We start from the raw sequence: 22,403 nt of genomic DNA, 5'->3' as shown, positions 1-22,403 counted from the left end.
TATTAAATATAAAAATATTTATTCGATCTGCTGTTGTTGCGACTGTTGTCCGGGATGTTTTCTGCATTGTTTTCGATCGGCGTCTGCTTGAAAACAAAACAATGTGATACATGCGGATACATTCGGAGTATTGTTTTTAGACGGGCGTTCATTTTTCCGGCCTTATCGTGGAACCACGCAGCAAGACCGCTGTGAAGGAGGTTTTCATGAAGCAGGTTGTCGCAACGATTCTTTCGCTCTCGGTGTTGGTTGCAGGCTCGGCCCTGGCGGCACCGGCAACGATTGCCCCGGTCGCTCCGGCTCCGGCGGCGGTCAGTACGGCTGCGCTGCCCCCGGTTGCCGGGCAGCAGGGCATTCGCCCGCCGCAGGCCGGGCAAGCCGCCGAGGCTCCGGGGCGTCATCACAAGGGCCCGCACGGGCAGCGTCGCCAGTTTGGTGCGGCCCCGCACGGGGCGCCACAGGCCCATGCAGGGCGCATGCATCGCCATGACGGCATGCATCGCCGCGGTGGACCGCGCTCGGTCGATCGTGCCGGCCATCGCCCGCTGCGCCTGGGAGCCCCGCTGGCAGAAAACCGCCAGGGCGTAGTGGTTACCGAACACCGCCGCCATGGTCTGCAGAAGGCACCGCGTGGCCAGGAATGGCGCCGGATCGGTGAGCGTTATGTACGCGTCACCAGTGGCAGCAATGTGGTCAACGAGATCGTGATCAACGGCATGTAACCCATGCCGGTTTCAATGAAATGCCCTGCCTGCGCAGGGCACTTTCAGTTTTCAGCAGCCAGCCGGGCATGCGTTGCGACCAGGCGGTGCAGGATGCCGGCCAGATCGTGCAGGGTAAACGGCTTGAACAAAACGACATACTTGCCGTCGATCAGGCCTTCTGCCACCGCTACATCCGGGCTGTAGCCGGTGGCAAAGCACAATGCCATGCCGGGCCTGGATTCCACCCAGTGGATCAGGTCACGGGCGGTTTTCCTGCCCGGCATACGGATGTCGGAGATGATCACATCCGGACGCATGCCACCATCGAGCAATGCCAAGGCATGGTCGATGTTGAACGAGGGGATGACATCGCAATCGAGCTGGAGCAGGAGCAGGTGGATGGATTGGCGCACCTGTTCGTCGTCTTCTACCAGCAGGATTTTCAGCTTCAATGAAGCCTGGGTATCGACCTGTTCGGTTGCCACTGCTGCCTGTTGGCGGCTGCGTGGCAACAGCAGGCTGATGCTGGTGCCCTTGCCCAGTTCTGAGTTCAGGGTGATATGGCCATTGCTGGCCTGGACAAAGCGCCGCACCATCGACAGCCCCAGGCCGGTGCCCTTGCCATCGGGTTTGGTGGTGAAGAAGGGCTCGAACACCTTCTCCTGCAGTGCCGGGTCCATGCCGATGCCATCATCGGACAGGGTCAGCTGCACTTGTTCGACCGGATTGCCGTCGCTATCCAGGCTGGTGGTGTTGCAGGCATCAAACAGGACACGGCCATGCCCATTGACGGCATCTCGTGCATTGATGGCCAGGTTGATCAGGGTGTTTTCCAGTTGCGAGCGGTCGGCCAGGATCGGATGCAGGTCATCGGCAATGCGGGACTCGAATTCAATCTCCGCCCCAACCGCGCGTTGCAGCAGCTGTGCACACTCAAACAAGGTGGCGTGGGTATCGAGCACTCGTGAGTTCTGTGGTTGACGGCCGCTGAAGCTGGCCAGCTGCGATGACATGCGCCCGGCACGGTTCACGCAATCGGCAATCAGGCGCAGCTTGGATTCCACCGCGGGTGATGGGTCGGCCAGCAGGGCCATTTCGGTACAGGCCACCACCACCTGCAACAGGTTGTTGAGGTCATGGGCAATGCCACCGGCAAGATGGTTGACCAGGGCCATCTTCTGCTCGATTGCCGAGTGCTGCAGATGCCTGTCCAGCTCACTGCGCAGGCTGGCCAACTGGCTGTTGGCGGTGCTCAGTGCCGCCTCCAGATGCCGGGCTTCAGCCATGGTGTGCTCGATGTTGACGCTGCTGCCGATCCAGTACAGCAGCTGGCGGTTGTCGTCATAGACCGGCGCAATACAGAACTCGTGCCAACGAAAAGCACCGCGGTGATCGCGCAGGCGGTAACGGTAGGGGCGCTCGGGTGGATCACCGTTCATGGCGCGAGACAGGGCAATCCCGGCACCGGTCAGGTCGTCCGGATGCACCTTGCTCACATAGCGCGTGTTGCTGGCATCGAGCATCTCGTCGGTGCCGTAGGCGTAACGATTGGAGGTGCCATTGGTCCAGAAGATCTCGCCCTGGGGTGTGCACAACCAGATGCTGTGGGGCAGGTGGTCGATTATCCGTGCATAAGCCAGCGGCATACTGGACAAGGAAGCATCCCCGGGCTGTTACAGGGCCTGCTCGCCGGCACCGGTTTCGATGTGTGGCCTGAGCAGCAGACATTGCACATAGGGGGCGGAGGCGTCATCGCCGGGCAGAGGGGAAAATTCAACCCGCAACAAGCTGTCCGGCAGCGTGGTCAGCACCATGATCTTCTGCTGCCAGCAGCGTTGGGCGGCTTCGCGCAGGTTGGTTTCACGGAACATGTCCGTTCCAGCCACCATGGCATGATTTTTCTGCAGTCGCAGGAAGGTTGAGTTGCAGTAGACCGTGGAGAATGTGCGCTGGTCCAGCACCGCAATGGCCAGCAGCGACATGTCATATTGGGTTGGATAGTGCGCAAGTTGAGCTGGAAGCATTGCCGATCCTTCCTGGGCTTACGGGTGGTTTTTTGTTTGCCACACAACCAACGCTTCGTGCTGCCATCTGTGCCGTGCTGAATAAATGCCGGCGGTTGCCTTGCCGGATATTTATTTGGGTGTGCCATAACGCACGAATGGCCCAGTCTATTGCGCGTTCATGATCTTTTCAAACAAGTGCAAATAATTGGTTTGATTGTTATTTTTCAATCGACGGGCGGCAGTACTTGGTCGGTCGGCAGCACTGGGGCGTTTTCCCCGCTGCTTCATGACGGCAAGCAATCCTCGCTCAGTACCCGTGCAGAGTGGAACTGCCGTTGTGTGCCATCCAGTGGATCGGTGAAGTGCAGTGCATGGGCCAGCAGTTGCAGCGGCTGCTCCGCTGCATCGGCCTGTTGTGGCAGCAGCTGCGGATAGCTGCGGTCATGCAGCAGGGGAGCCCCCAGCGCGGCCATGTGCACACGCAACTGGTGCTTGCGCCCTGTTATCGGCTGCAGGCGGTAAGTCCAGTGCTTGGGGCCGCGCCTGAGTACCTCGATCACGGTTTCGCTGTTGGCCTCGCCCGGCGCTTCGCACATGCGGAAAAACGGCTCGCCGGGCACCAGGCGGCTGCGGTGCATATACGGAAACGGCAGCTGTTCCAGTGGCGGGGCCACGGCCAGGTAGTACTTGGCAATGCGCCGCTCGCGGAACAGCGCCTGGTAGGCACCGCGGCTGGCCGGGTTGGCCGAGAACAGCACCAGCCCGGCCGTGTCGCGGTCAATGCGGTGCAGCGGCACCAGGTGTGGGTTGTCCAGGGTCTCCACCAGGCGGTTGAGCAGGGTCTGGCGTACATACACCCCGGCCGGTACCACCGGCAGGAAGTGCGGCTTGCAGGCCACGACCAGATGCTCATCGGCATGCACGATGGTTTCGGCATACGGAATCACCGGCTCGTCGGCCACTTCGCGGAAATACTGCACGGTGGCGCCGAGCCGGTAAGGCGCATCGACAGGCAACGGCTGGCCGTCGGCATCCAGTACCCGGCCACGGATGAAACGGTCACACCAGATGTCTTCGGCAATGGCCGGGAAATGCGCACACAGCGCTTGCAGCACCGTGGCCCACGGGCCGGGAGGAAGCTGGAAGTGGCTGGCGGGAAGGCCATCGCGGATGGCGCGGTGCGTGGTCACGTGGGGATGCGGCAGGCAGGCGATGCAGCAAGCATAGCCCGCGCCTCGCGGCCTGCCTGAACCCTGCCGGCTGTGGTTACGGATTGCCGGGTTCGGGCAGCATCAGGACCAGCGGCTCGCAGGCCGGCTCGGTGCAGGCAAAGTGGCGCTGGCTGCCGTTGTGCTGCCAGCGGCCAGTGCCGGCGGCATTGATGTGGAACTGCCAGCGCTGGCCATCGGCTTGCAGCTCGCCGGTGATTTCACAGGGCAGGTAGTCAAAACGATGCTGGTCTTGCGGTAGCTGCTCCAAGGCCAGGGCGAAGAACTGCCTGGCCTGGGAGGGGGAGAGGGTCCAGGCCCTGCATGCAGCTGGAAATCCGTGGCCGGCCGATTGTGCTCCCGCCAGCAGCTGCGCCGGGGAGGTTGTGCGTATCTGCAGGTCACCCGGCATACCGGCGCTGGAGGCACATGCGCTGCCAAGCAACAGCAGGCTTGTGGCAAGGCCTGCGTGACAACGGTTCTGGAGCGGCATGGCAACAACCTCCGACGGGATGGCTGCACTGTGCCATCGGCATGGGCGAGGGACTGTGCGCGTCGTCGTACACTTCGCTGCCGGTGGCCATGCCGCCCCGGCACCCCCCATTGCCCGGCCCGTGTCATGTCGCTGAAAACCTTCCTCGCCGCCCGCAACATCGAGTTCTCGCTGCGCCGTTACGGCATCGATGCGCTCAACTACATGACCCTGGGCCTGTTCGGCTCATTGGTGATCGGCCTGATCCTGAAGACCGTGGGCGGCTGGACCGGCATCCCGGCCTTGGTGGAAGCCGGCACCATGGCCCAGCAGGCGATGGGCGCGGCCATTGGTGTGGCCGTGGCGTATGGCCTGCAGGGCCCGCCAATCGTGATCTTCGCCAGTGCGGCCATCGGCCTGTTCGGGGCCAAGATGGGCGGCCCGGTAGGGTGCTTTGTGGCCGTGGCGGTGGCCACCGAGGCCAGCAAGCTGGTCAGCAAGACCACCCCGCTGGACATCATCGTCACTCCGGCCACGGCCCTGGTCAGCGGCTTTGCCGTGGCTACGGCGTTGGCGCCATTGATTGGATCAGTGCTGGCGGCCACCGGCGATGGCATTCAATGGGCCATGGGCCTGCAGCCGCTGTTGATGAGCGTGCTGCTGGCGGTGGTGATGGGCATGATCCTCACCGGCCCCACCTCCAGTGCCGCGCTGGCCATTTCGCTCAACCTCGGCGGTTTGGCCGGTGGTGCGGCTACCGTGGGCTGTGCGGCGCAGATGGTCGGTTTTGCGGTGATGAGCTTCAAGGAAAACCGCAGCGCCGGCCTGCTCAGCCAGGGCCTGGGTACCAGCATGCTGCAGCTGCCCAATATCGTGCGCAACCCGCGCATCTGGATTCCGCCGGTACTCACCGCCGCCATTCTCGGGCCTGTCGCCACCCTGGGGTTTGGCATGCAGAACGTGCCCACCGGCTCGGGCATGGGCACCAGTGGTTTTGTCGGCCAGGTCGGCACACTGGCGGCCATGGGCAATGGCCTGGATGTCTGGCTGAAGATCGGCCTGCTGCATTTTCTGCTGCCGGCCGTGCTGTGCCTGCTGATCGCCTGGCCGCTGCGGCGCATCGGCTGGATCAAGGAGGGTGATCTGAAGGTGGACGCGAAGATCTAATCTCTTGGCTGGTTGCTGCCTGCTTGGCAAGCCGTAAGCGCTTGGGCAATCATCGCGGGAAGAAAGATCCAGCGGGCCAACTTCGTGAATGAAGCAGAAAGCGGCAATAACCTGATGCTAATCACGCCACGGCGGAATTACGTTTTCATCGACCATGAAAACGTGCAACCAGATGATCTGTCGTTGCTTGACCTGCCCACTGTGCAGGTTTGGATCTTCATTGGTGCCTCGCAGGCCAAGTTTTCAACTGACCTGGCCATTGCCGCGCATGCGATGGGGGAGCGGGTGCGCTATGTGCGCATTACTGGCAATGGCAGCAACGCGCTGGATTTCCATATTGCCTGCTACCTGGGCCGGTTGCTGCATGAAGACCCGGATGGGTATTTCCACATCATTTCCAAGGACACCGGCTTTGACCCGCTGGTAACCCACCTGCGCCAGCACAAGGCGACGGTGTACCGGGTGCCGGCCATTGCGCAGATGGCGATGTTTCCCCAAGCGGCCAAAGCCAAGGCAATGGCGGTGGTGCGCCCGGCCCGGGCCGAGGCGGTGGTGGTCACCGTGGAGCCGGTGGCTGCGCCGGCTGCTGTGCCAACACCGAAGCCGGTTGTGGCGGCACAGTCCGGCAAGCCGGCGATCAATGCCACCCAGCGGCTGGAACAGATCAAGCTGTTGCTCGCCAAACACCCAAAAAACCGGCCGGCCAAGCGTGCAAGCCTGCGCAACCACGTGCTGGCGACGTTTGCCAAGACCATTTCCAGCCAGCAGGCCGATGAACTGATTGCCAGCCTGGTCAAGGCCGGAGTCATTCGGCTGGATGGCAGCAAGGTGATCTACCGTTGAGCGCCGGCCGTGGGCCATGCGGCCTTGTGTGCCCCATGGCCCTCTGCGGCTGCCCTGCCGGGCTTACTCGCCAGTGGCCAGGCGCTCGGCTTCGGCGGTGAAGGCCGAGCGCTTGCCGATCGGGGCGCCGTCCATGCCGGTGGCGAAATAGGCCACGCCGGTGCCGCTGGCCGGGTCGATCCACAGGCCCGAACGCAGGCCGTAGGCATTACCGGAGTGGCCGACGCGGGCGATGCCATCGCCGAACGGGTCATCGCCGCAATCGGGGTGGCCGGTGGCCAGGATGATGGTGCCCTGGCCGTAGCTGCACAGGGTGGCGTGCGGCACGCCCGGCGGCGGCATCGGCTCGCCGTCTTCCCAGGTCTGGCCATTGCCCGGGGCATATACCCACTGAGGGGTGAGCATGGTCTTGACCGAGGCGTCGGAGATGATGCGTACGCCGTCGATTTCACCGCCGCCCAGCAGCAGCTGGCCGACCCGGGCCAGGGCATTGGCACTGATGCGCAGGCCGCCCTGCGGCGAGAACGCACCGCCATTGCGGCCAGGCTGCCACAGGGCCAGGTCGCAGCTGCCATCGGTGGCGCGGCGGACGTTGCATTCCGGCTTCTTGCCCTGGTTGTCGTCCACCGCCGGCTTGCCGTCCTTGTCATACAGCACCACCGCGCGGGCGGCGGTGGCCTCGTCGCAGGTTTCCCAGCCGTAGCAGGCGTTGATGCCGGCAGGCTGCAGCACCAGACGCTGCATCAGCAGGTCCACGCGTTCGCCGGTGACGCGCTCCATCATCGAGGCGACCAGCGGCGAGTTGAGGTTGGTGTAACGGAACCAGGTGCCCGGAGCGTGTTCGTCCCAGGCGCGCGGGTCATCGACGATGTCGCGGATCTGCCCGTCCAGCGGGGTGGCCCAGTAGCCGGCGTCATCGGTCAGGCCGGACTGGTGGGACAGCATCATCTGCAGGGTGATCGGCACTTGCGGAAAGCGCGGGTGACGCAGCTCCCAGCCCAGGTATTGGGACACATCGGTATGCAGGTCCAGCTTGCCTTCCTCGACCAGACGCATCACACCGATGGCCAGCACCAGCTTGGAAATGGAGGCAATGCGTACCGGGTCATCGGCGGTGACGGCGCGCTGGGCGGCTACATCGGCCCAGCCCTGGGTCTGCGCCGCGCCGATGCTGTCGCGGTCAAAGGCCACGCGCACGCTGGCAATGGGTTGATGGGCGGCAGCCGGCAGGGCCAGCAACAGGGTGGACAGGACAACGGGCAAGGCAAGGCGCATAACCGCTCCACACGACAGGATGCTCCTTGATAGCCAGCGTGATGGGCCCGGTCAAGGTGCAGAGGTCATAAGTCCCAACCACGCGGGCGCTATTTTTCCGAATACCGGCCGGGCAGGGCACCGATGGTGGTTGCTGCGGCCAGGCATGCAGGCTGGATGCCCGGTTGCGATGGAGCCTGCCATGTCACCGCCGATGATCCACAGCGTCAGCGATACCGGCCATCCCCTGCACCGTCAATGGCAGGTATTGCTGCAGCTGTTGCAGCAGGCACAGGTGGCCAGCCCCTCAATGTGCGCCGAAGATTGCCGGCGTGCGGCTGCCCAGTTGTTGATGGAAGTGGTGCTGCGCCAGTTCGACGCGGTGGACCAGGTACGGCTGGATGCCGGCGGCAACCTGCATGCCCGCTGCCGCACGCAGCAACGCCAGCGCTGGATCTGGCTGGATGCCCGCCAGGCCACCGCCTACCGCGTGGAAGAGGTGAGTGCTGCCCTGGACGAGGCCTGCCGTGCCTGGAACATCGCTGTGCATCGGCGATATCGCGGGGAAGCGTAGCTGGCCACCGCTCGCAACAGCGCTGATCTGCCTGCAATGGGCAGTCAAGCGCTGTGCGGGCGGCCTGAAGCGACGTGCCATAAGCATCGGGCTGCGGGTATTCGCTGCGGCCAGCGGCCATGCACTACGGCGGAACATTAAAAGCAAAAAGCAGAAGCTTTAAAGGCCAGCCTGACTCCGTTGATCGCATCGATGGGCAGTGCGACGAGGCTACGAAACAGTGGCAAAGGCTGCAAAGGGCATCATAAAAAACCCCGCTTTCTCGGGGCTAAGGACGTGAAACCTTGATTCTGTGACGCAAATGATCATGGCTCGGTGTCTGATTGAGACGGCAATAGAACTCATCCAGAAAAGCAACGGCCGACTGAACTGCCCAAGCTGCGCAATCTGGCGAAAGGAATCTTGGGATGTAGCCCACTGTCAGCGGCAAGTACGTGAATGCTGCTCTGAGCTTTTCCTGCAGCGGACTCACATTCAAAGCACCAGGCCCGATCATGTTGGCTGTCCCCTCATCTAGCCAGTCGTACTCGTAGTGGATAAGTCTATTCCGCAGTTCAATGAGGGTCTGCGCATTTACCCATAGAGGATCTATGTAATCGATCGCGGGGACATTGGCAGCCTCCAAAAGCTCGTTGAGTCGCAGCAACGACGCAGGGCGTCCTTTAACATCCTTTCCAGGCCGCTTGGAGTTCTCCGCAACTTCGTTTGCGGTCGCATCCATGAACGCCCCGGCGGAGATCACTGCTGCAGAAACATGAGCCGATAGAGCGATAGCCGATTCCTCCGACTCATTGACCTCCAGGCTCTGAGCCACCCTCGCATGGTAGGCAGCCATCTGCGCGTGGTGGAGAGAAAAATAGGTTCGCAACCGCATGTCGGCAATCACAGGCCGGTTCCTCCAGCTTGGTGAGATGTGAGAACGGGATCAGGTCTACTCACCCACCCCGACACCGCTGCCATCCACCTGCAGCCGCCGACACCTGCTCCCGGCCGTTGTCCAGGCGCTTGAACGCCTGGCCGCCGATGCAGGCATAGCCCAGTGTCTTGGCCGGTTCGGAGCGGAGCGGCAGTAGTTCGATGATGGAAGCGGATGGTACGGGCCGGCCGTGGTGGCGGGCTTCGCTGTGCAGGGCCATGTTCTCGATGCCTTGGCAGTAGCTGGCCATGCCCGGATGCGGGTGGAGAGATGGATTCAGAGATACCTTTCAATCGACAGGTTAAGACATTAGTTATTTATGCGAATTGGCTGTGCGCTCACCGCCACCTCATCACCATTTGAGCGAATCAATAGCCAGCCGCCGGCGCTGCTGCGGTAGGTGGTTTCATCGCTCAGCAAGCCCCACCAAGTGTTTTCCGTGATGCGCATGCGGTCACTGCCGATGAATTCCACCGTGCTGCTGCGCCAAGTGGCGGTTGCAGCTATCAGGCCAATTGCCATCAGCGCACACAGTACGAAGCTGAGCAGGCTTTCAAAGAAAGAGAAGAAGCCCGACTTACTGGTCTTTGCAGCGGTAGTTGCGTGCAGTTCTGCGGACATTTTCCTTTCCTTTGTGTGTGGTTAAGTCAGCCGCCCCGACACCGCTGCCATCCACCTGCAGCGGCCGACACCTGCTCCCAGCCGTTGTCCAGGCGCTTGAACGCTTGGCCGCCGATGCAGGCATAGCCGAGTGTCTTGGCCGGTTCGGAGCCGAGCGGCGGTAGTTCGATGATGGAAGCCGAAGGTGCGGGCCGGCCCTGGCGGCGGGCTTCGTTGTGCAGGGCCATGTTCTCGATGCCCTGGCAGTAGCTGGCCATGCCCGGATGCGGGTGGCGGCGGTATTGCTCGCAGTTGAAGGGCGTGGTGTCACGCGCCATCGAGTTGTGCGGCTGGCGTGCCGGCGGGATATAGACCCGTTGCTGCGTACCCGTGGCCGAGCGCACTGTCTGCGCGTGGGCAGCAGTGCAGCACAGCAGCGCGGTCATCACGATCCAACGCACGGCCTGGCGTGCGCCTGTTTCACATTCCATGTGTCCCCCTGTCATTCCTACGGAATCGGACACTGTGAAGATTCCTTCATCGCGCCATTGGTTTCAAGCCTGCAGCTGCTTGCAGATAACCGGGTGGGTTAGTGGCTGTCAGGCTGTTCCTGATTTACAGGTAAGGTTTTTCCTTAATCCATTGCCATGCAAACCAGCTCGGCACTCGGCAGGGCCTTGCTGCAATCGCCATCCGGTTGCTCAGGCGGGCATAAAAAAACCGCCGTACCTTGCGGTACGACGGTTTTTTCATTTGCGCTGGAACAGTGCCTTACTTGCCGCTGGTAAACAGCGTGTGGCTGTTGATCAGGTTGCGGTAGTCGGGGATGTGGTTGGAGAACAGGGTGCCCAAGCCTTCCACGTCATTGCGCCAGTCGCGGTGCAGTTCGGCGGCCACGCCGAACCAGCTCATCAGCTGGGCGCCGGCCTGTTCCATGCGGCTCCAAGCGGCGTTGCGGGTCATTTCGTTGAAGGTGCCCGAGGCATCGGTGACCACGAACACGTCGAAGTCTTCGGCCAGCGCGGAGAGCACCGGGAAAGACACGCACACTTCGGTGACCACGCCGGCAACCAGCAGCTGCTTCTTGCCGGTGGCCTTGACTGCCTTGACGAAGTCCTCGTTGTCCCAGGCGTTGATCTGCCCCGGGCGGGCGATGTACGGGGCGTCCGGGAACAGTTCCTTGAGCTCGGGCACCAGCGGGCCGTTGGGGCCGGTTTCAAAGCTGGTGGTCAGGATCGTGGGCAGGTTGAAGTACTTGGCGATGTCGGCCAGTGCCAGCACGTTGTTCTTGAACTTGTCCGGGTCGATGTCGCGTACCAGCGACAGCAGGCCGGTCTGGTGGTCCACCAGCAGTACGGCAACATCGTCCTTGTCCAGACGCACGTAGGGCTTGCCCATGGGATAACTCCTTGAAAGGGTGCAGGCGCGTGTGCCTGCGCAGGATCAGCGCGAGCGCTGAGGGGATGGGCCACCGGGGAGGGTGGCCCGAAACAGGGGTTGCCGCGCTCAGGCCTGTGCCGCTTCCGGGACCTGGCCGAAACGGCCGGCGTTGAAGTCATCCACGGCCTGGCGCAGCTCGTCCTGGGTGTTCATCACGAACGGCCCATAGCCGGCGATGGGTTCGTCGATCGGCTCGCCGGACAGCACCAGCACGATGGCCTCGCCATTGGCTTCCAGCAGCACCTCGCCGGCAGCACGGTCGAACACGGCCATCTGGCCTTCGCGCACCACCTGGTCGCCATTGGCCAGCACCGTGCCACGCAGCACCACCGCAGCCACGGTGTCGCCAGCGGCAAAGTCCAGGCTCACCTGGCCATCGCGGGCAAGGCGCAGGTCCCACACGTTCATACGGGTGAACGTGCGGGCCGGTCCCTTGTGCCCGGCGTACTCGCCGGCGATCACCCGCAGGCTGCCGGCGTCATCGGCCAGGGCTACGTTGGGAATCATGTCGGCGGTGATGTTCTGGTAACCCGGCGCGCTCATCTTGTCTGCTGCCGGCAGGTTGACCCACAGCTGGGCCATTTCCAGCTTGCCGCCACGGCGGGTGAAGTCCTCGGAGTGGAATTCCTCATGGATGATCCCCGAAGCGGCGGTCATCCACTGCACATCACCCACGCCGATCACGCCGCCGGCGCCGGTGGAGTCGCGGTGGGCCACCTCGCCGTCGTAGACGATGGTCACCGTCTCGAAGCCGCGGTGCGGGTGCTGGCCCACGCCGCGTGGGGTGTTGGCCGGTTCAAACTGCGCCGGGCCGGCATGGTCGAGCAGCAGGAACGGGCTGAGCTGGCGGCCGTGGGTGTTGTAGGAGAACAGCGAGCGCACCGGGAAACCGTCGCCAACCCAGTGCGGGCGGGGGGCGCTGTACAGGCCGCTGATCTTCTTCATGTCCTTCTCCGGTTGCGGCGCGGGTTGCGCCTTCGTTGGAGGGAATAATGGATTTGGAACGATGTGGCCGGTAGTAGCTGAAATATGGTCAGATAGTCCTATCTGGTGAACGATGGTGGCCCATGCAGGACCTCAATGACCTGTATTACTTCGCCAAGGTGGTCGAGCACGGCGGCTTTGCCCCGGCCGGCCGCGCCCTGGGCGAGCCCAAGTCCAAGCTGAGCCGGCGCATCGCCCTGCTCGAGGAACGCCTGGGGGTGCGCCTGATCCAACGCTCGACCCGGCATTTTTCGGTTACCGATATCGGCCAGACCTACTACGCCCATGTGCGCGCGATGCTGATCGAGGCCGAGGCGGCAGGGGAGGCGATCGAGCTGACCCGCAGCCAGCCGCGTGGCACGGTGCGCCTGAGCTGCCCGACCATGCTGCTGGATTTCCGCATCGGGCCGATGCTGGCCGAGTTCATGGCGGCCTGCCCGGACGTGCAGGTGCACCTGGAGGAAACCAACCGCCGCGTCGATGTGATTGCCGAAGGCTTTGACATGGCCATCCGCGTGCGCCCACCGCCGCTGGAGGACAGCGAGCTGGTGCTCAAGGTGTTCGGTGAGCGCAGCCAGGGCCTGGTGGCCAGCCCAGGCCTGCTGCAGCGGCATGGGGTGCCGCAGGGCCCGGCCGATCTGGCAGGCCTGCCCAGCCTGGCCCTGGGCCAACCGCAGGATGAGCATGCCTGGCACCTGCTGGGCCCCAACGGGCTGCAGGCCGAACTCCGCCACCAGCCGCGGCTGGTGACCCGCGGCATGCTGCCCCTGCGCCAGGCCGCCTGCGCCGGGGTCGGGGTGGTGCAGCTGCCGCTGATGCTGGTGGCCGATTCGCTGGCCAGCGGTGAGCTGGTGCGGGTGCTGCCGGACTGGGCGCCATCGCAGGAGATCATCCATGCGGTGTACCCCTCCCGGCGCGGCCAGCTGCCCTCGGTGCGCGCCCTGCTGGATCACTTCGTACAAGCGTTTGCGGCAATGGATGAGGACTGAATCCACCTTCCATGCCCTGTGGCCCTTGCCGCTGCCGGCGCGGGCCGTTAGTTTGCGGGGCTTGATTGATGTCCCGGGGACGTTCCCATGACCCGCAACACCCTTGCCGCCGCGCTGGCCCTTGGCCTGGCCGCTACTGCCCATGCCGATGAAGGCATGTGGATGCCCACCCAGCTGCCGGATCTGGCCGCACAGATGAAGGCGGCCGGTTTTGAAGGCGACCCGGCCGGGCTGGCCGATGTCACCGCGCCGCCGCTCAGTGCGGTGGTGCGCGCCGGTGGTGGCACCGGTTCGTTCGTCTCGGCCAACGGCCTGCTGCTGACCAACCACCATGTTGCGATGGGGGTGATCCAGTACAACAGCAGCCCGGAAGACAACATCATCGACAACGGTTTTGTCGCCAAGGGCCGTGCTGAAGAGCGCCCGGCCAACCCGGATTTCCGGGTGGTGGTCACCACCGCTTTTGACAAGGTCACCGACCAGGTGCTGGCCGCGGCCAAGGGCAAGACCGGCCGCGCCTACCATGACGCCATCGAGCAGGCGTCCAAGCAGATCGTGGCGCAGTGCGAGGCCGATGGCAGCGTGCGCTGCTCGGTGGCCAACATGTACTACGGCACCGATTTCTACCGCATCGCCCAGGTCGAGCTGCAGGACGTGCGCCTGGTCTATGCGCCGCCGCGGGCGATCGGCAACTACGGCGATGAAATCGACAACTTCATGTGGCCGCGCCACACCGGCGATTTCACCCTGCTGCGCGCCTATGTCGGCCCGGATGGCAAGCCGGCCCCGTACAGCGAGAACAACGTCCCCTACCAGAACCCGGCCTTCCTGCACCTGTCGGCGCAAGGTCCGAAGGAGGGCGATTACGCCATGCTGGCCGGCTACCCGGGGGTGACCTACCGCCACCGCACCGCGGCCGAGTTCGCCAGCCAGATCGACCAGGTGCTGCCGCGCCGGGTGGCGCTGTTCCAGCAGATGATCGACACCATCGAGGCGGCCACCGCCGGTGATGCCGCCGCCACCCAGCGCTATGCCTCGCAGCTGCAGGGCCTGAAGAACAACCGCAAGCGTGCCGCCGGCGAGCTGGAAGGCCTGCTGCGCAGCGATGCCAAGACCCTGCGCGGTGCCGATGAGGCGGCCATGCTGGCTGCCACCCCGCGTACCCAGCGTCGCAGCATCGATGCGCTGTTCGCGCAGATTGCCGGCGGCGCCAGCGTGGGCGAACGTGACCTGCTGCTGCAGCAGGTAAGCGGTGCCACCCAGCTGCTGCGCTCGGCCCTGCTGCTGGAGCGCCTGCGCATCGAAGCGGCCAAGCCCGATGCACAGCGTGAGACCGGCTACCAGGCCCGTGACCTGGGCATGATCGAAGGCACCCTGAAGCAGGTGCAGCGCCGCTTTGACCCCAAGGTCGAAAAGGCCCTGCTGGCCCATGTGCTGGGCCGTTACCAGCAGCTGCCCGACGCCCAGCGCGTGGCCGAGTTCGATGCCGCCTTCGGCCGCACCCCGGCCGAGCTGAGCGCCCGGCTGGATGCGCTGTATGCCGCCACCGGCCTGGGCGACGAAGCTACCCGCCTCGGCTTGCTGGACAAGGCCAAGGCCGGCCAGGCCCTGGGCGATGACGCCCTGCTGGCCATCGCCGGCCCGCTGGTGGCCGCCCAGCTGCGCCTGGAGCACGAGGCCAAGACCCGCGAGGGCGAATCGCTGCGCCTGCGCCCGGCCTACATGCAGGCACTGTTCGCCTGGCGCAACAGCCAGGGCCGCGCGCTGTACCCGGATGCCAACCGCACCCTGCGCATCTCCTACGGCCGGGTCGAGTCGATCACCCCGCGCGATGCGGTGACCTGGAGCCCGGTCACCACCGTGGCCGGCATCCTGGAAAAGAACACCAATGCCTACCCGTTCGATGCGCCCAAGCCCTTGCTGGAGGCCATCGCCAAGGGCGACTGGGGCAACACCGCCGACCCGGCCCTGGGCACGCAGACGGTGAATTTCCTGACCAACCTGGACACCACCGGCGGCAACTCCGGCTCGCCGGTACTCAACGCCAAGGGCGAGCTGATCGGCCTGAACTTTGACTCCAACTGGGAGTCGGTATCGGCCAGCTGGTGGTTCGATCCGCGCTACAAGCGCGCCGTGCACGTGGACATGCGCTACATGCGCTGGCTGATGGACAAGGTCTACCCGGCCCATGACCTGCTGGCCGAGATGGGCGTGCCGGCACAGTAAGCCTTGATGTGCTGATCAACGACAACGCCGCCTTGAAGGCGGCGTTGTCGTTTGTGCGCCCCGCGCTGCCGGCAGATGGGCGTTACACTGCGGCGCTGGGGTGTTGTCGGGAGTGGTGCTGTGTCGAGCTGGATCCTGCTGCTGGTATCGCTGGCATACGCGGCCCTGTTGTTCGGCGTTGCCTGGCTGGGCGACCGTCACCCCATGTACCCCAACCGCCCCTGGTTGCGGCCGCTGATCTATTCGCTGGCGCTGGCGGTGTACTGCTCGTCGTGGACGTTCTACGGTGCGGTCGGCACCGCCGTACGCCATGGCCTGGGCTACCTGCCCATCTACCTGGGCCCGGTGCTGTTGATGCTGCTGGGCTGGCATGTGCTGGAGCGCCTGGTGCATGTGGCGCGGCAGCAGAACATGGTGTCCATCGCCGACTTCATCGCCTCGCGCTACGGCCATTCACGCCGCCTCGGGGCGCTGGTGGCCGTGATTGCCCTGGTCGGGGTGATTCCCTACCTGGCCCTGCAGTACAAGGCCGTGGCCATGAGCCTGCAGGTGCTGTCCACCGATGGCGGCGCCGATCCGGGCTACTGGCAGGACCCGGCCCTGTATGTGGCCCTGATGATGGCCATGTTCGCCATCCTGTTCGGTGCACGCCGGGTCGATGCCACCGAGCACCACCACGGCATGATGCTGGCCATCGCGCTGGAATCGGTGGTCAAGCTGGTGGCCATCAGCGCGGTGGGTGTGTTTGCCTGGAAGCTGCTCGGCAGCAACGGCCACCCACCGTTGCAGGCGATCCAGACCATGTTCTCGCCCACGGCGATGCCCGGCGGTTTCATCGCCCAGACCGTGCTCAGCTTCCTGGCCATGCTGTGCCTGCCACGCCAGTTCCACGTAGCCGTGGTGGAGTGTGGCGAGGTGGCCGACGTGCGCCGCGCGCGCTGGATGTTCACCGCCTACCTGCTGGTGATCTCGCTGGCAGTGATGCCCATTGCCAGCGCCGGGGTGATGCTGCTCGGCATTGATGGCAGTACCGCCGATTCGCTGGTGCTGGGCCTGCCCCTGGCCGATGGCCGGCAGCTGCTGGCCCTGGTTGCCTATATCGGCGGTTTCTCGGCGGCCACCGGCATGGTGGTGGTGTCCTCCATCGCCCTGGCCACGATGATTTCCAACGACCTGGTGATGCCGCTGCTGCTGCGTCGCGATGGTGACGCGCATGCCGCCGCGGTGCGGGCGACCCGGGTGCTGTGGATCCGCCGCCTGGCCATCCTCGGCCTGGGGCTGGCGGCCTATTCGTACTACCGCATCAGCCGCAACGATGCCTCGCTGGCCTCTTATGGCCTGATGGCCTTCGTCGCCGTGGCCCAATTTGCTCCGGCGTTGATCGCCGGGCTGTACTGGCGTGGCACCAGCCGCCGCGGTGCGGAGATGGGCGTGCTCACCGGCTTTGCCGTGTGGTTGTACACCCTGTTGCTGCCGACCATGGCCGACGGCGCGGGGCTGCGCCCGCAGTGGATGCTCGATGGCCCGGGTGGCTTGTCCTGGCTGCAGCCACAGGCCTTGCTCGGGCTGCACGGGCTGGATCCGCTGACCCACGCCACGCTGTGGTCGCTGCTGGTCAATACCGCCGTGCTGGTGCTGGTGTCCTGGCGCTGGCCGCCGGGCATGGCCGAGCGCCTGCGTGCGGCCCCGTTCCTGGAGCCGGCCAGCCAGCCCACGGCGGCGGCTGCCGGTGGCTGGTCCGGGCATGTGCGGGTCACCGACCTGCTGGCCCTGGCCGGGCGTGTGCTGGGCGACCGCCAGGCCCGCCATGCCTTCGAGGAGCAGGCCACCCGCGTGCAGCAGCCGGTGGGTCTGAGCGGCCAGGCCGACCGTGGCTGGGTGCAGTTCACCGAGCGCCTGCTGGCCGCCTCCATCGGTGCCACCTCTTCGCGCTTGCTGCTGACCAGTCTGTTGCGTGGCTCGGGCATGCGCGTGGACGAGGTGGTCGCCGTGCTGGACGAGGCCGGCCAGGAGTTGCGTTTCAACCGCGAGATCCTGCACACCACGCTGGAGAACATCGCCGCCGGGGTCAGTGTGGTGGATGCACAGATGCGCCTGATCGCCTGGAACGGCCAGTACCAGGCCATGTTCGATTATCCCGACGGCATGTTGTATGTCGGCCGCCCGGTGGCCGATCTGATCCGCTACAACGCCGACCGCGGCGAGGTCGGTGGCAATGGGGATGTGGAAGCGCAGATCGCCCGCCGCATCAGCCACATGCGCGCCGGCACCCCGCATGTGTTCGAGCGTGTGCGCAGCGATGGGCGGGTGTTCGAGATGCGCGGCCAGGCCCTGCAGGGCGGTGGCTATGTGACCAGCTACAACGACATCACCGAGTTCAAGCGGGTCGAACGCGCGCTGCTGGAAACCAACGAGACCTTGGAACAGCGTGTGGCCGAGCGTTCGGCGGCGGCCGAGCTGGCCCAGCAGTCACGCACGCGCTTCCTGGCCGCGATCAGCCATGACGTGTTGCAGCCGCTCAACGCGGCGCGCCTGTTTGCCTCGGCCCTGCGCGAGCACCAGGCCAACAACCCCGAGCAGCGCCGTCTGGTCGAGCGCGTGGATGCCTCCCTGCGCGCGGCCGAGGAGCTGCTGGACGGTCTGCTGGACGTGTCGCGCCTGGACGGCGGTGGCCTGCAGCCCAAATACAGCGTGTTCGATGCGCGCGTGCTGGTGGACGAGCTGGTCAGCCAGTACGCACCGGTCGCCGCCGGCCGTGGCCTGAAGCTGCGCGTGCATGGCCGCAGCGCCTGGGTACATACCGACCGCCGCCTGTTGCGCCGGGTGCTGCAGAACTTCATCGCCAATGCCCTGCGTTACACCCGCACCGGCCGCATCGTGCTGGCCCTGCGCCAGCGCCAGGGCATGGTCTGGCTGCAGGTCTGGGATACCGGCCCGGGCATTCCCGATGCCCACATGCAGCAGATCTTCACCGAGTTCCACCGTTACCAGCAGTCCTTTGACTGGGGCGAGCAGGGCCTGGGCCTGGGCCTGTCGATCTGCCAGCGCATCGCCCGTCTGCTCGACCACCGCCTGGCCGCGCAGAGCCAGGTCGGCCATGGCTCTATGTTCGCCATCGGCCTGGAGCAGGTGGAGGCACCGGAAGTGCGGCGCATTGCCGCCCCGGTCAGCACTGGCCAGCCCGCCGGCGAATCACTGGCCGGCATGCGCGTGCTGTGCGTGGACAACGACCACGAGATCCTGGACGGCATGCGCGCGCTGCTGGCGCGCTGGCAGGTCCAGGTGATTGCCGCCACCACCGTGGACCAGGCGGTGGCCTGCCTGGCCGAGCAACCGGATGTGCTGCTGGTGGATTACCACCTGCATGACCGTCTGGACGGCCTGCAGACCCTGGACCTGCTGCGGCAGAGCAGTGAGCGTGACCTGCCCGGTGCGCTGCTCACCGCCGATGGCCGCGACGAGTTGAAGAAGGCGGCCCGAGACCAGGGCTGGCGGATGCTGACCAAGCCGGTCAAGCCGGCCTCGCTGCGTGCGTTCCTGTCTGCCCAGGTGGCCGCACGCCGTTGAGCGCTGCCGGCGTCCCCCTTTACGGGGATGTCGGGCCGGCTGCCTGCCGGGTTATCCATGCAGGCCACGGGGACGACACACAGGAAGCAGCATGCGTGGCTGGGGTTTGTGGGTGATGTGCGTGGTGATCGGCGGCTGCTCGTTGAGCGTCGGCACCGGGGCCGGGGTTTCCAGCAGCCATTCGCGCAGCTGGGGCAGCAGCGGTAGTCACGACGGCGGGCTGATCGAGGATATGGAGGACCTGGAGCGGCATTGCAGGCAGCGTGCCGAGCATCGCCTGCGCCCGGGTGGCAATGGCAGCTTCCGCTGGAAGGCCAACCAGAAGCGGCGCGGTGACTGGATGCAGTTCAGCGGCACCGTGCACGCTGATGATCGCGGCCTGCAGGTGCATTGCCAGGCCCGCCAGGGCGATCATCCACGCGATGTGCAGATCGACCTGCAGCGGCTGTAGGCCGCCGCAGGCAGGCCGCAAGTATGGTTCAGCGGCGGAGAGCCGGGCACCGGATGGACAGGCGTGCCGAGATCATTTTCCCGTGTCGGCAGCCGGGACTTCCAGATAGTAGTTCTGTCCCCACTGGCCGTCGCGCCAGTCTGCCTTGGCGCCGCTGATCTGCAGCGGCACCGGTACGGCACGTTCAAGCATGCCGGCCAGCTCCACTTGACCGTTGTTGCGCACCATCGTGATCGCGTGTTGCAGCGCATCGGCACGTGCCGGTACGACCTGGAAGGAGAACGAGGCCAGTTGGCACTCCACCCGTTGGCCACCGGTGCGGGCACAGGTGTCGCGCAGGTAACCATTGTTGGGCAGGCGCGAAAACACCGTGTCCATCAGCGCCACCTGGCCGGGAGCCAGGATCAGGGTGGCCAGGGTCTGCCGGGGTTTGCTCACCACAATCAAGCCATCGCGCTCGCGGCCGACCTGGCGGGTGTCCCAGCCCCCCTGGCGGTCCACGTGTTCCTCGCTCCAGCTGCTCCAGCTGGCACAGGCACCACTGACCACATAAGACGCGCTGCAGTAACTGTGGTTGACCGTCTTGTAGGACGTGGGGCGGTAATACTCTTCGGTTTCAGTCTCTACGAAAGCCGTTTCATTTATCTCGTAGATACCGATTCCACCTGCTCCCTGATTGCGTGTCAGGGTCATGTTGTGGGTATCGGAATAGTGGTGCTCCTGCATCACGCTCTGCAAACGGTAAGTGCCTGGTACCACCAGGTTGATGCGGAAGCTGCCTTCAACCGTATTCAGGACAAAGCCGTCGTTGGTCTTGATGCGGTCACTGTGCAGCAGGTGGATTCCACCATTGCTGCCTTCCAGTTCCCAACCTACCGAGGTGGTGTAGTCGCGGTGTTCACGCAGCGATGAATTGGCCCTGGAGCCGGTATTGAAGATCTGCGTGATCACCATTGCCAGCCCATCGCGGTTGGCCGATTCCAGGATGCGGTCGAACGCACGGATCTGTTCCAGCTGTTCGGCTTGATGGGCCTTGATCGCGGCCTGCCGGCGTGCCTCGTGGCGGCGCTCGATGCCGAACAGGTCAATGGCTTGGGCTGGCACGCTGCCCAGCAAGCCAAGACCCACCACAACAAGCAGACTACGGCGCAAATCCATTGCAGCTCTCCGGTCAGATGTCGGGCCAGCTTAGCCTACGCTCTGCCGGGCCGGCACAAGGGCGATGCTGATGCGCGACACAGTGCACACCAGCATCGCTCTGGCTCAGGCCAGCGGGTGCTGCAGGTGTTCGTAGAGAATGCCGGCGCCGACCAGGATCAGCACGATGCCGCCGAGGATTTCGGCGCGCTTGCCGGCGATTTCACCCAGCTTGCTGCCCAGCAGCACGCCGAGGGTGACCATACCGAAGGTGCACAGGCCGATCACCGCGGCCACGATGCCGATGTGCACGTCCAGGAAGGCCAGGCCCACGCCGATGGCCGCCGCGTCGATGCTGGTGGCCAGGCCGGTCAGGGCCAGCAGCCAGAACGAGCGCGCGCTGTCAGCCTGTGCCTCGGGTTCGTCGTGTTCGTCACCACGCACGCCGTTGATGATCATGTGCAGGCCCAGGCCAAGCAGCAGGACGAAGGCGATCCAGTGGTCCCAGGCCTGCACATAGGGCGCGGCGGCCTTGCCCAGCAGCCAGCCCAGCAGTGGGGTGATGGCCTCGATGGTGCCGAAGATCAGGCCGGTACGCAGGGCATCACGCAGGCGTGGGCGGCCCATTGCCACCCCCTTGCCGATCGCCGCAGCGAAGGCATCGGTGGACATGGCAAGGCCAATCAGAAGAATCGAAAACGGGGACATGCAAGCTCGGCGGTCGGGCGGGTCGGACACGGCGCACGCACGCGCCCAACCGTTGTTGTGCACGCGCGCCGCTGGTCTCGCCTACCGTTGCTGGTTGCCCACACCATGGCGCACTGGCCAAGCATGTTGATGTGGGCTGCTTCCAAGGGCTGGAAGCCGGCTACTCCCCAAGGGGTGCGCGGATTCTAGCAGAGCGTGGAGGCAGGAGGCGAGGAACGAGTGAGTAGTAACGAGAAACGAGGGAGCAGGAACGAGTTGTGAGGAAAGAGGAACGAGGGAGCAGGAACGAGTTGTGAGGAAAGAGGAACGAGGGAGCAGGAACGAGTTGTGAGGAAAGAGGAACGAGGGAGCAGGAACGAGTTGTGAGGAAAAAGGAACGAGTAAAAGCAGCGGCTGCCGGCTTTTCCACTCGTTGCTCGTTTCTCTTCACTCTTTTCTGGCACCTCGTTGCTCGTTCCTCTTCACTCGTTTCTGTTTGTCGCCTTCAGTCTTCCTCGGTCGGCAGCACGATGCCTTCGCCGTCGATGGCCAGTTTGCCGGCCATCAGCACGGCCTGGGTGCGGTTGGTGGCGCCGAGCTTGCGCAGGATGGCGGTGACGTGGGCCTTGATGGTGGCTTCGGAAACGCTCAGCTCCCAGGCGATCTGCTTGTTGAGCAGGCCCGAGCCGAGCATCTGCAGGACGCGGAACTGCTGCGGGGTGAGCTCGCGCAGGCGGGCGCCGATTTCGCGCTCGGCCGCATCGGTGGGCGGTTCGTTCAAGGCCGCCTCGGGTAGCCAGTGCTCGCCGTCCAGGACCGCGGCCAGGGCCTGGCCGATGGTGTCCGAATCGGCGGATTTGGGAATGAAACCGACCGCGCCGTGGTCCACCGCGCGGCGCATCACGCTGGGCTCCTCACGGGCCGATACCACCACCACAGGCAGCTGCGGGTGCAGGGCGCGCAGGTGGACCAGGGCATTGAAGCCCTGGGCGCCGGGCATGTTCAGGTCCATCAGCACCAGGTCGGCCTCGCTGTGGGCATCGGCCAGCGCGTACAGCGCCTGCACGCTGTCCGCTTCAAACAGCTGTACCCCCGGCATCACGCGTTGCACAGCCCCGCGCAGGGCTTCACGGAACAGCGGGTGGTCATCGGCAATCAGAAGGGTAGGCATGGCAGGC

The 22,403-nt window shown here is 64.8% G+C and carries 21 protein-coding genes, 1 pseudogene and 1 riboswitch; of the genes and pseudogenes, 8 read left to right on the top strand and 14 right to left on the bottom strand.

Annotated elements, in window-relative coordinates; translation table 11 throughout:
• The first annotated feature begins 206 nt into the window (after nt 1-206).
• The gene (locus tag ABB30_RS06460; RefSeq protein ID WP_152980616.1) at nt 207-722 is read left to right on the top strand and encodes an RcnB family protein; all 516 of its coding nucleotides are present in this window, start codon (nt 207-209) and stop codon (nt 720-722) included.
• A 44-nt stretch (nt 723-766) separates the two neighbouring features.
• Here the strand turns inward: ABB30_RS06460 and ABB30_RS06455 are convergent, their stop codons facing one another.
• From ABB30_RS06455 to ABB30_RS06440, 4 genes are all read right to left on the bottom strand, one after another.
• Nucleotides 767-2,350 (bottom strand): PAS domain-containing hybrid sensor histidine kinase/response regulator, encoded by a 1,584-nt coding sequence (locus tag ABB30_RS06455; protein ID WP_057637500.1) that lies wholly within the window; start codon nt 2,348-2,350, stop codon nt 767-769.
• Between the two features lie 27 nt (nt 2,351-2,377).
• Nucleotides 2,378-2,686, bottom strand: a complete 309-nt coding sequence (locus ABB30_RS06450) for a hypothetical protein (RefSeq protein WP_057637499.1) — start codon at nt 2,684-2,686, stop codon at nt 2,378-2,380.
• A gap of 308 nt (nt 2,687-2,994) precedes the next feature.
• On the bottom strand, nt 2,995-3,900 hold the full coding sequence (locus ABB30_RS06445; RefSeq protein WP_057637498.1) for a pseudouridine synthase: 906 nt from the start codon (nt 3,898-3,900) through the stop codon (nt 2,995-2,997).
• 76 nt (nt 3,901-3,976) lie between these two features.
• Complete coding sequence (locus ABB30_RS06440) at nt 3,977-4,189, bottom strand: hypothetical protein (protein WP_057637497.1); 213 nt, start codon at nt 4,187-4,189, stop codon at nt 3,977-3,979.
• A gap of 348 nt (nt 4,190-4,537) precedes the next feature.
• Here ABB30_RS06440 and ABB30_RS06435 point away from each other — a divergent pair, with 348 nt between their 5' ends.
• Entirely contained in the window at nt 4,538-5,557 is a 1,020-nt protein-coding gene (locus ABB30_RS06435; protein WP_057637496.1) for a PTS sugar transporter subunit IIC, read from the top strand.
• A 12-nt stretch (nt 5,558-5,569) separates the two neighbouring features.
• Nucleotides 5,570-6,400, top strand: a complete 831-nt coding sequence (locus tag ABB30_RS06430; protein ID WP_152980613.1) for a PIN domain-containing protein — start codon at nt 5,570-5,572, stop codon at nt 6,398-6,400.
• A 63-nt stretch (nt 6,401-6,463) separates the two neighbouring features.
• On the opposite strand, the gene ABB30_RS06425 is transcribed toward ABB30_RS06430, so the two are convergent.
• Nucleotides 6,464-7,675, bottom strand: a complete 1,212-nt coding sequence (locus ABB30_RS06425; protein ID WP_057637494.1) for a serine hydrolase domain-containing protein — start codon at nt 7,673-7,675, stop codon at nt 6,464-6,466.
• 181 nt (nt 7,676-7,856) lie between these two features.
• Between ABB30_RS06425 and ABB30_RS06420 the strand changes: the two genes are divergently transcribed.
• Nucleotides 7,857-8,228: a hypothetical protein gene (locus tag ABB30_RS06420; protein WP_152980612.1), complete on the top strand. Its 372-nt coding sequence runs from the start codon at nt 7,857-7,859 to the stop codon at nt 8,226-8,228.
• 268 nt (nt 8,229-8,496) lie between these two features.
• Here the strand turns inward: ABB30_RS06420 and ABB30_RS06415 are convergent, their stop codons facing one another.
• The 6 genes and pseudogenes from ABB30_RS06415 to ABB30_RS06390 form a co-directional block, all read right to left on the bottom strand.
• Nucleotides 8,497-9,114 carry a hypothetical protein gene (locus ABB30_RS06415; RefSeq protein WP_152980611.1) on the bottom strand — a complete coding sequence of 206 codons (618 nt, stop codon included), beginning with the start codon at nt 9,112-9,114 and terminating at the stop codon, nt 8,497-8,499.
• Between the two features lie 49 nt (nt 9,115-9,163).
• A pseudogene (locus tag ABB30_RS06410) lies at nt 9,164-9,409 on the bottom strand (hypothetical protein); the annotation flags it as partial.
• Between the two features lie 44 nt (nt 9,410-9,453).
• Complete coding sequence (locus ABB30_RS06405) at nt 9,454-9,765, bottom strand: hypothetical protein (protein ID WP_057637491.1); 312 nt, start codon at nt 9,763-9,765, stop codon at nt 9,454-9,456.
• A 26-nt stretch (nt 9,766-9,791) separates the two neighbouring features.
• Nucleotides 9,792-10,190 carry a hypothetical protein gene (locus tag ABB30_RS06400; RefSeq protein WP_152980618.1) on the bottom strand — a complete coding sequence of 133 codons (399 nt, stop codon included), beginning with the start codon at nt 10,188-10,190 and terminating at the stop codon, nt 9,792-9,794.
• Nucleotides 10,191-10,515: 325 nt separating this feature from the next.
• Complete coding sequence (ycaC, locus tag ABB30_RS06395) at nt 10,516-11,142, bottom strand: isochorismate family cysteine hydrolase YcaC (protein WP_057637489.1); 627 nt, start codon at nt 11,140-11,142, stop codon at nt 10,516-10,518.
• Nucleotides 11,143-11,250: 108 nt separating this feature from the next.
• Complete coding sequence (locus tag ABB30_RS06390; RefSeq protein WP_057637488.1) at nt 11,251-12,129, bottom strand: pirin family protein; 879 nt, start codon at nt 12,127-12,129, stop codon at nt 11,251-11,253.
• 122 nt (nt 12,130-12,251) lie between these two features.
• On the opposite strand from ABB30_RS06390, the gene ABB30_RS06385 reads away from it, so the two are divergent.
• The 4 genes from ABB30_RS06385 (at nt 12,252) to ABB30_RS06370 (ending at nt 19,401) form a co-directional block, all read left to right on the top strand.
• The gene (locus ABB30_RS06385; RefSeq protein ID WP_057637487.1) at nt 12,252-13,157 is read left to right on the top strand and encodes a LysR family transcriptional regulator; all 906 of its coding nucleotides are present in this window, start codon (nt 12,252-12,254) and stop codon (nt 13,155-13,157) included.
• A gap of 87 nt (nt 13,158-13,244) precedes the next feature.
• The gene (locus ABB30_RS06380) at nt 13,245-15,383 is read left to right on the top strand and encodes a S46 family peptidase (protein WP_057637486.1); all 2,139 of its coding nucleotides are present in this window, start codon (nt 13,245-13,247) and stop codon (nt 15,381-15,383) included.
• A gap of 75 nt (nt 15,384-15,458) precedes the next feature.
• Nucleotides 15,459-18,950, top strand: a complete 3,492-nt coding sequence (locus ABB30_RS06375; protein WP_057637485.1) for a hybrid sensor histidine kinase/response regulator — start codon at nt 15,459-15,461, stop codon at nt 18,948-18,950.
• A 91-nt stretch (nt 18,951-19,041) separates the two neighbouring features.
• Nucleotides 19,042-19,401: a hypothetical protein gene (locus ABB30_RS06370; RefSeq protein ID WP_057637484.1), complete on the top strand. Its 360-nt coding sequence runs from the start codon at nt 19,042-19,044 to the stop codon at nt 19,399-19,401.
• 72 nt (nt 19,402-19,473) lie between these two features.
• On the opposite strand, the gene ABB30_RS06365 is transcribed toward ABB30_RS06370, so the two are convergent.
• The 3 genes from ABB30_RS06365 to ABB30_RS06355 all read right to left on the bottom strand — a co-directional run bounded on the left by ABB30_RS06365 (nt 19,474) and on the right by ABB30_RS06355 (nt 22,396).
• Nucleotides 19,474-20,559: a hypothetical protein gene (locus ABB30_RS06365; RefSeq protein ID WP_152980610.1), complete on the bottom strand. Its 1,086-nt coding sequence runs from the start codon at nt 20,557-20,559 to the stop codon at nt 19,474-19,476.
• Between the two features lie 105 nt (nt 20,560-20,664).
• Nucleotides 20,665-21,246, bottom strand: coding sequence for a manganese efflux pump MntP (locus tag ABB30_RS06360; RefSeq protein WP_057637482.1), 582 nt, complete (start codon nt 21,244-21,246; stop codon nt 20,665-20,667).
• Nucleotides 21,247-21,257: 11 nt separating this feature from the next.
• Nucleotides 21,258-21,421: riboswitch (yybP-ykoY riboswitch) on the bottom strand.
• A 309-nt stretch (nt 21,422-21,730) separates the two neighbouring features.
• The gene (locus ABB30_RS06355; protein ID WP_057637481.1) at nt 21,731-22,396 is read right to left on the bottom strand and encodes a response regulator transcription factor; all 666 of its coding nucleotides are present in this window, start codon (nt 22,394-22,396) and stop codon (nt 21,731-21,733) included.
• Nucleotides 22,397-22,403 lie beyond the last annotated feature (7 nt).

Source organism: Stenotrophomonas ginsengisoli, from assembly GCF_001431485.1.
In the GTDB taxonomy this organism is placed as follows: Bacteria; Pseudomonadota; Gammaproteobacteria; order Xanthomonadales; family Xanthomonadaceae; genus Stenotrophomonas; species Stenotrophomonas ginsengisoli.
This window is presented reverse-complemented; position numbering and strand designations above follow the sequence as displayed.

Coding starts and splice junctions, on each gene's coding strand:
- ABB30_RS06425 (WP_057637494.1), bottom strand. CDS start 7,675: ATGCGCCTTGCCTTGCCCGTTGTCCTGTCCACCCTGTTGCTGGCCCTG.
- ABB30_RS06385 (WP_057637487.1), top strand. CDS start 12,252: ATGCAGGACCTCAATGACCTGTATTACTTCGCCAAGGTGGTCGAGCAC.
- ABB30_RS06435 (WP_057637496.1), top strand. CDS start 4,538: ATGTCGCTGAAAACCTTCCTCGCCGCCCGCAACATCGAGTTCTCGCTG.
- ABB30_RS06420 (WP_152980612.1), top strand. CDS start 7,857: ATGTCACCGCCGATGATCCACAGCGTCAGCGATACCGGCCATCCCCTG.
- ABB30_RS06365 (WP_152980610.1), bottom strand. CDS start 20,559: ATGGATTTGCGCCGTAGTCTGCTTGTTGTGGTGGGTCTTGGCTTGCTG.
- ABB30_RS06380 (WP_057637486.1), top strand. CDS start 13,245: ATGACCCGCAACACCCTTGCCGCCGCGCTGGCCCTTGGCCTGGCCGCT.
- ABB30_RS06355 (WP_057637481.1), bottom strand. CDS start 22,396: ATGCCTACCCTTCTGATTGCCGATGACCACCCGCTGTTCCGTGAAGCC.
- ABB30_RS06450 (WP_057637499.1), bottom strand. CDS start 2,686: ATGTCGCTGCTGGCCATTGCGGTGCTGGACCAGCGCACATTCTCCACG.
- ABB30_RS06375 (WP_057637485.1), top strand. CDS start 15,459: ATGGGCGTTACACTGCGGCGCTGGGGTGTTGTCGGGAGTGGTGCTGTG.
- ABB30_RS06360 (WP_057637482.1), bottom strand. CDS start 21,246: ATGTCCCCGTTTTCGATTCTTCTGATTGGCCTTGCCATGTCCACCGAT.
- ABB30_RS06390 (WP_057637488.1), bottom strand. CDS start 12,129: ATGAAGAAGATCAGCGGCCTGTACAGCGCCCCCCGCCCGCACTGGGTT.
- ABB30_RS06455 (WP_057637500.1), bottom strand. CDS start 2,350: ATGCCGCTGGCTTATGCACGGATAATCGACCACCTGCCCCACAGCATC.
- ABB30_RS06460 (WP_152980616.1), top strand. CDS start 207: ATGAAGCAGGTTGTCGCAACGATTCTTTCGCTCTCGGTGTTGGTTGCA.
- ABB30_RS06400 (WP_152980618.1), bottom strand. CDS start 10,190: ATGACCGCGCTGCTGTGCTGCACTGCTGCCCACGCGCAGACAGTGCGC.
- ycaC (WP_057637489.1), bottom strand. CDS start 11,142: ATGGGCAAGCCCTACGTGCGTCTGGACAAGGACGATGTTGCCGTACTG.
- ABB30_RS06405 (WP_057637491.1), bottom strand. CDS start 9,765: ATGTCCGCAGAACTGCACGCAACTACCGCTGCAAAGACCAGTAAGTCG.
- ABB30_RS06370 (WP_057637484.1), top strand. CDS start 19,042: ATGCGTGGCTGGGGTTTGTGGGTGATGTGCGTGGTGATCGGCGGCTGC.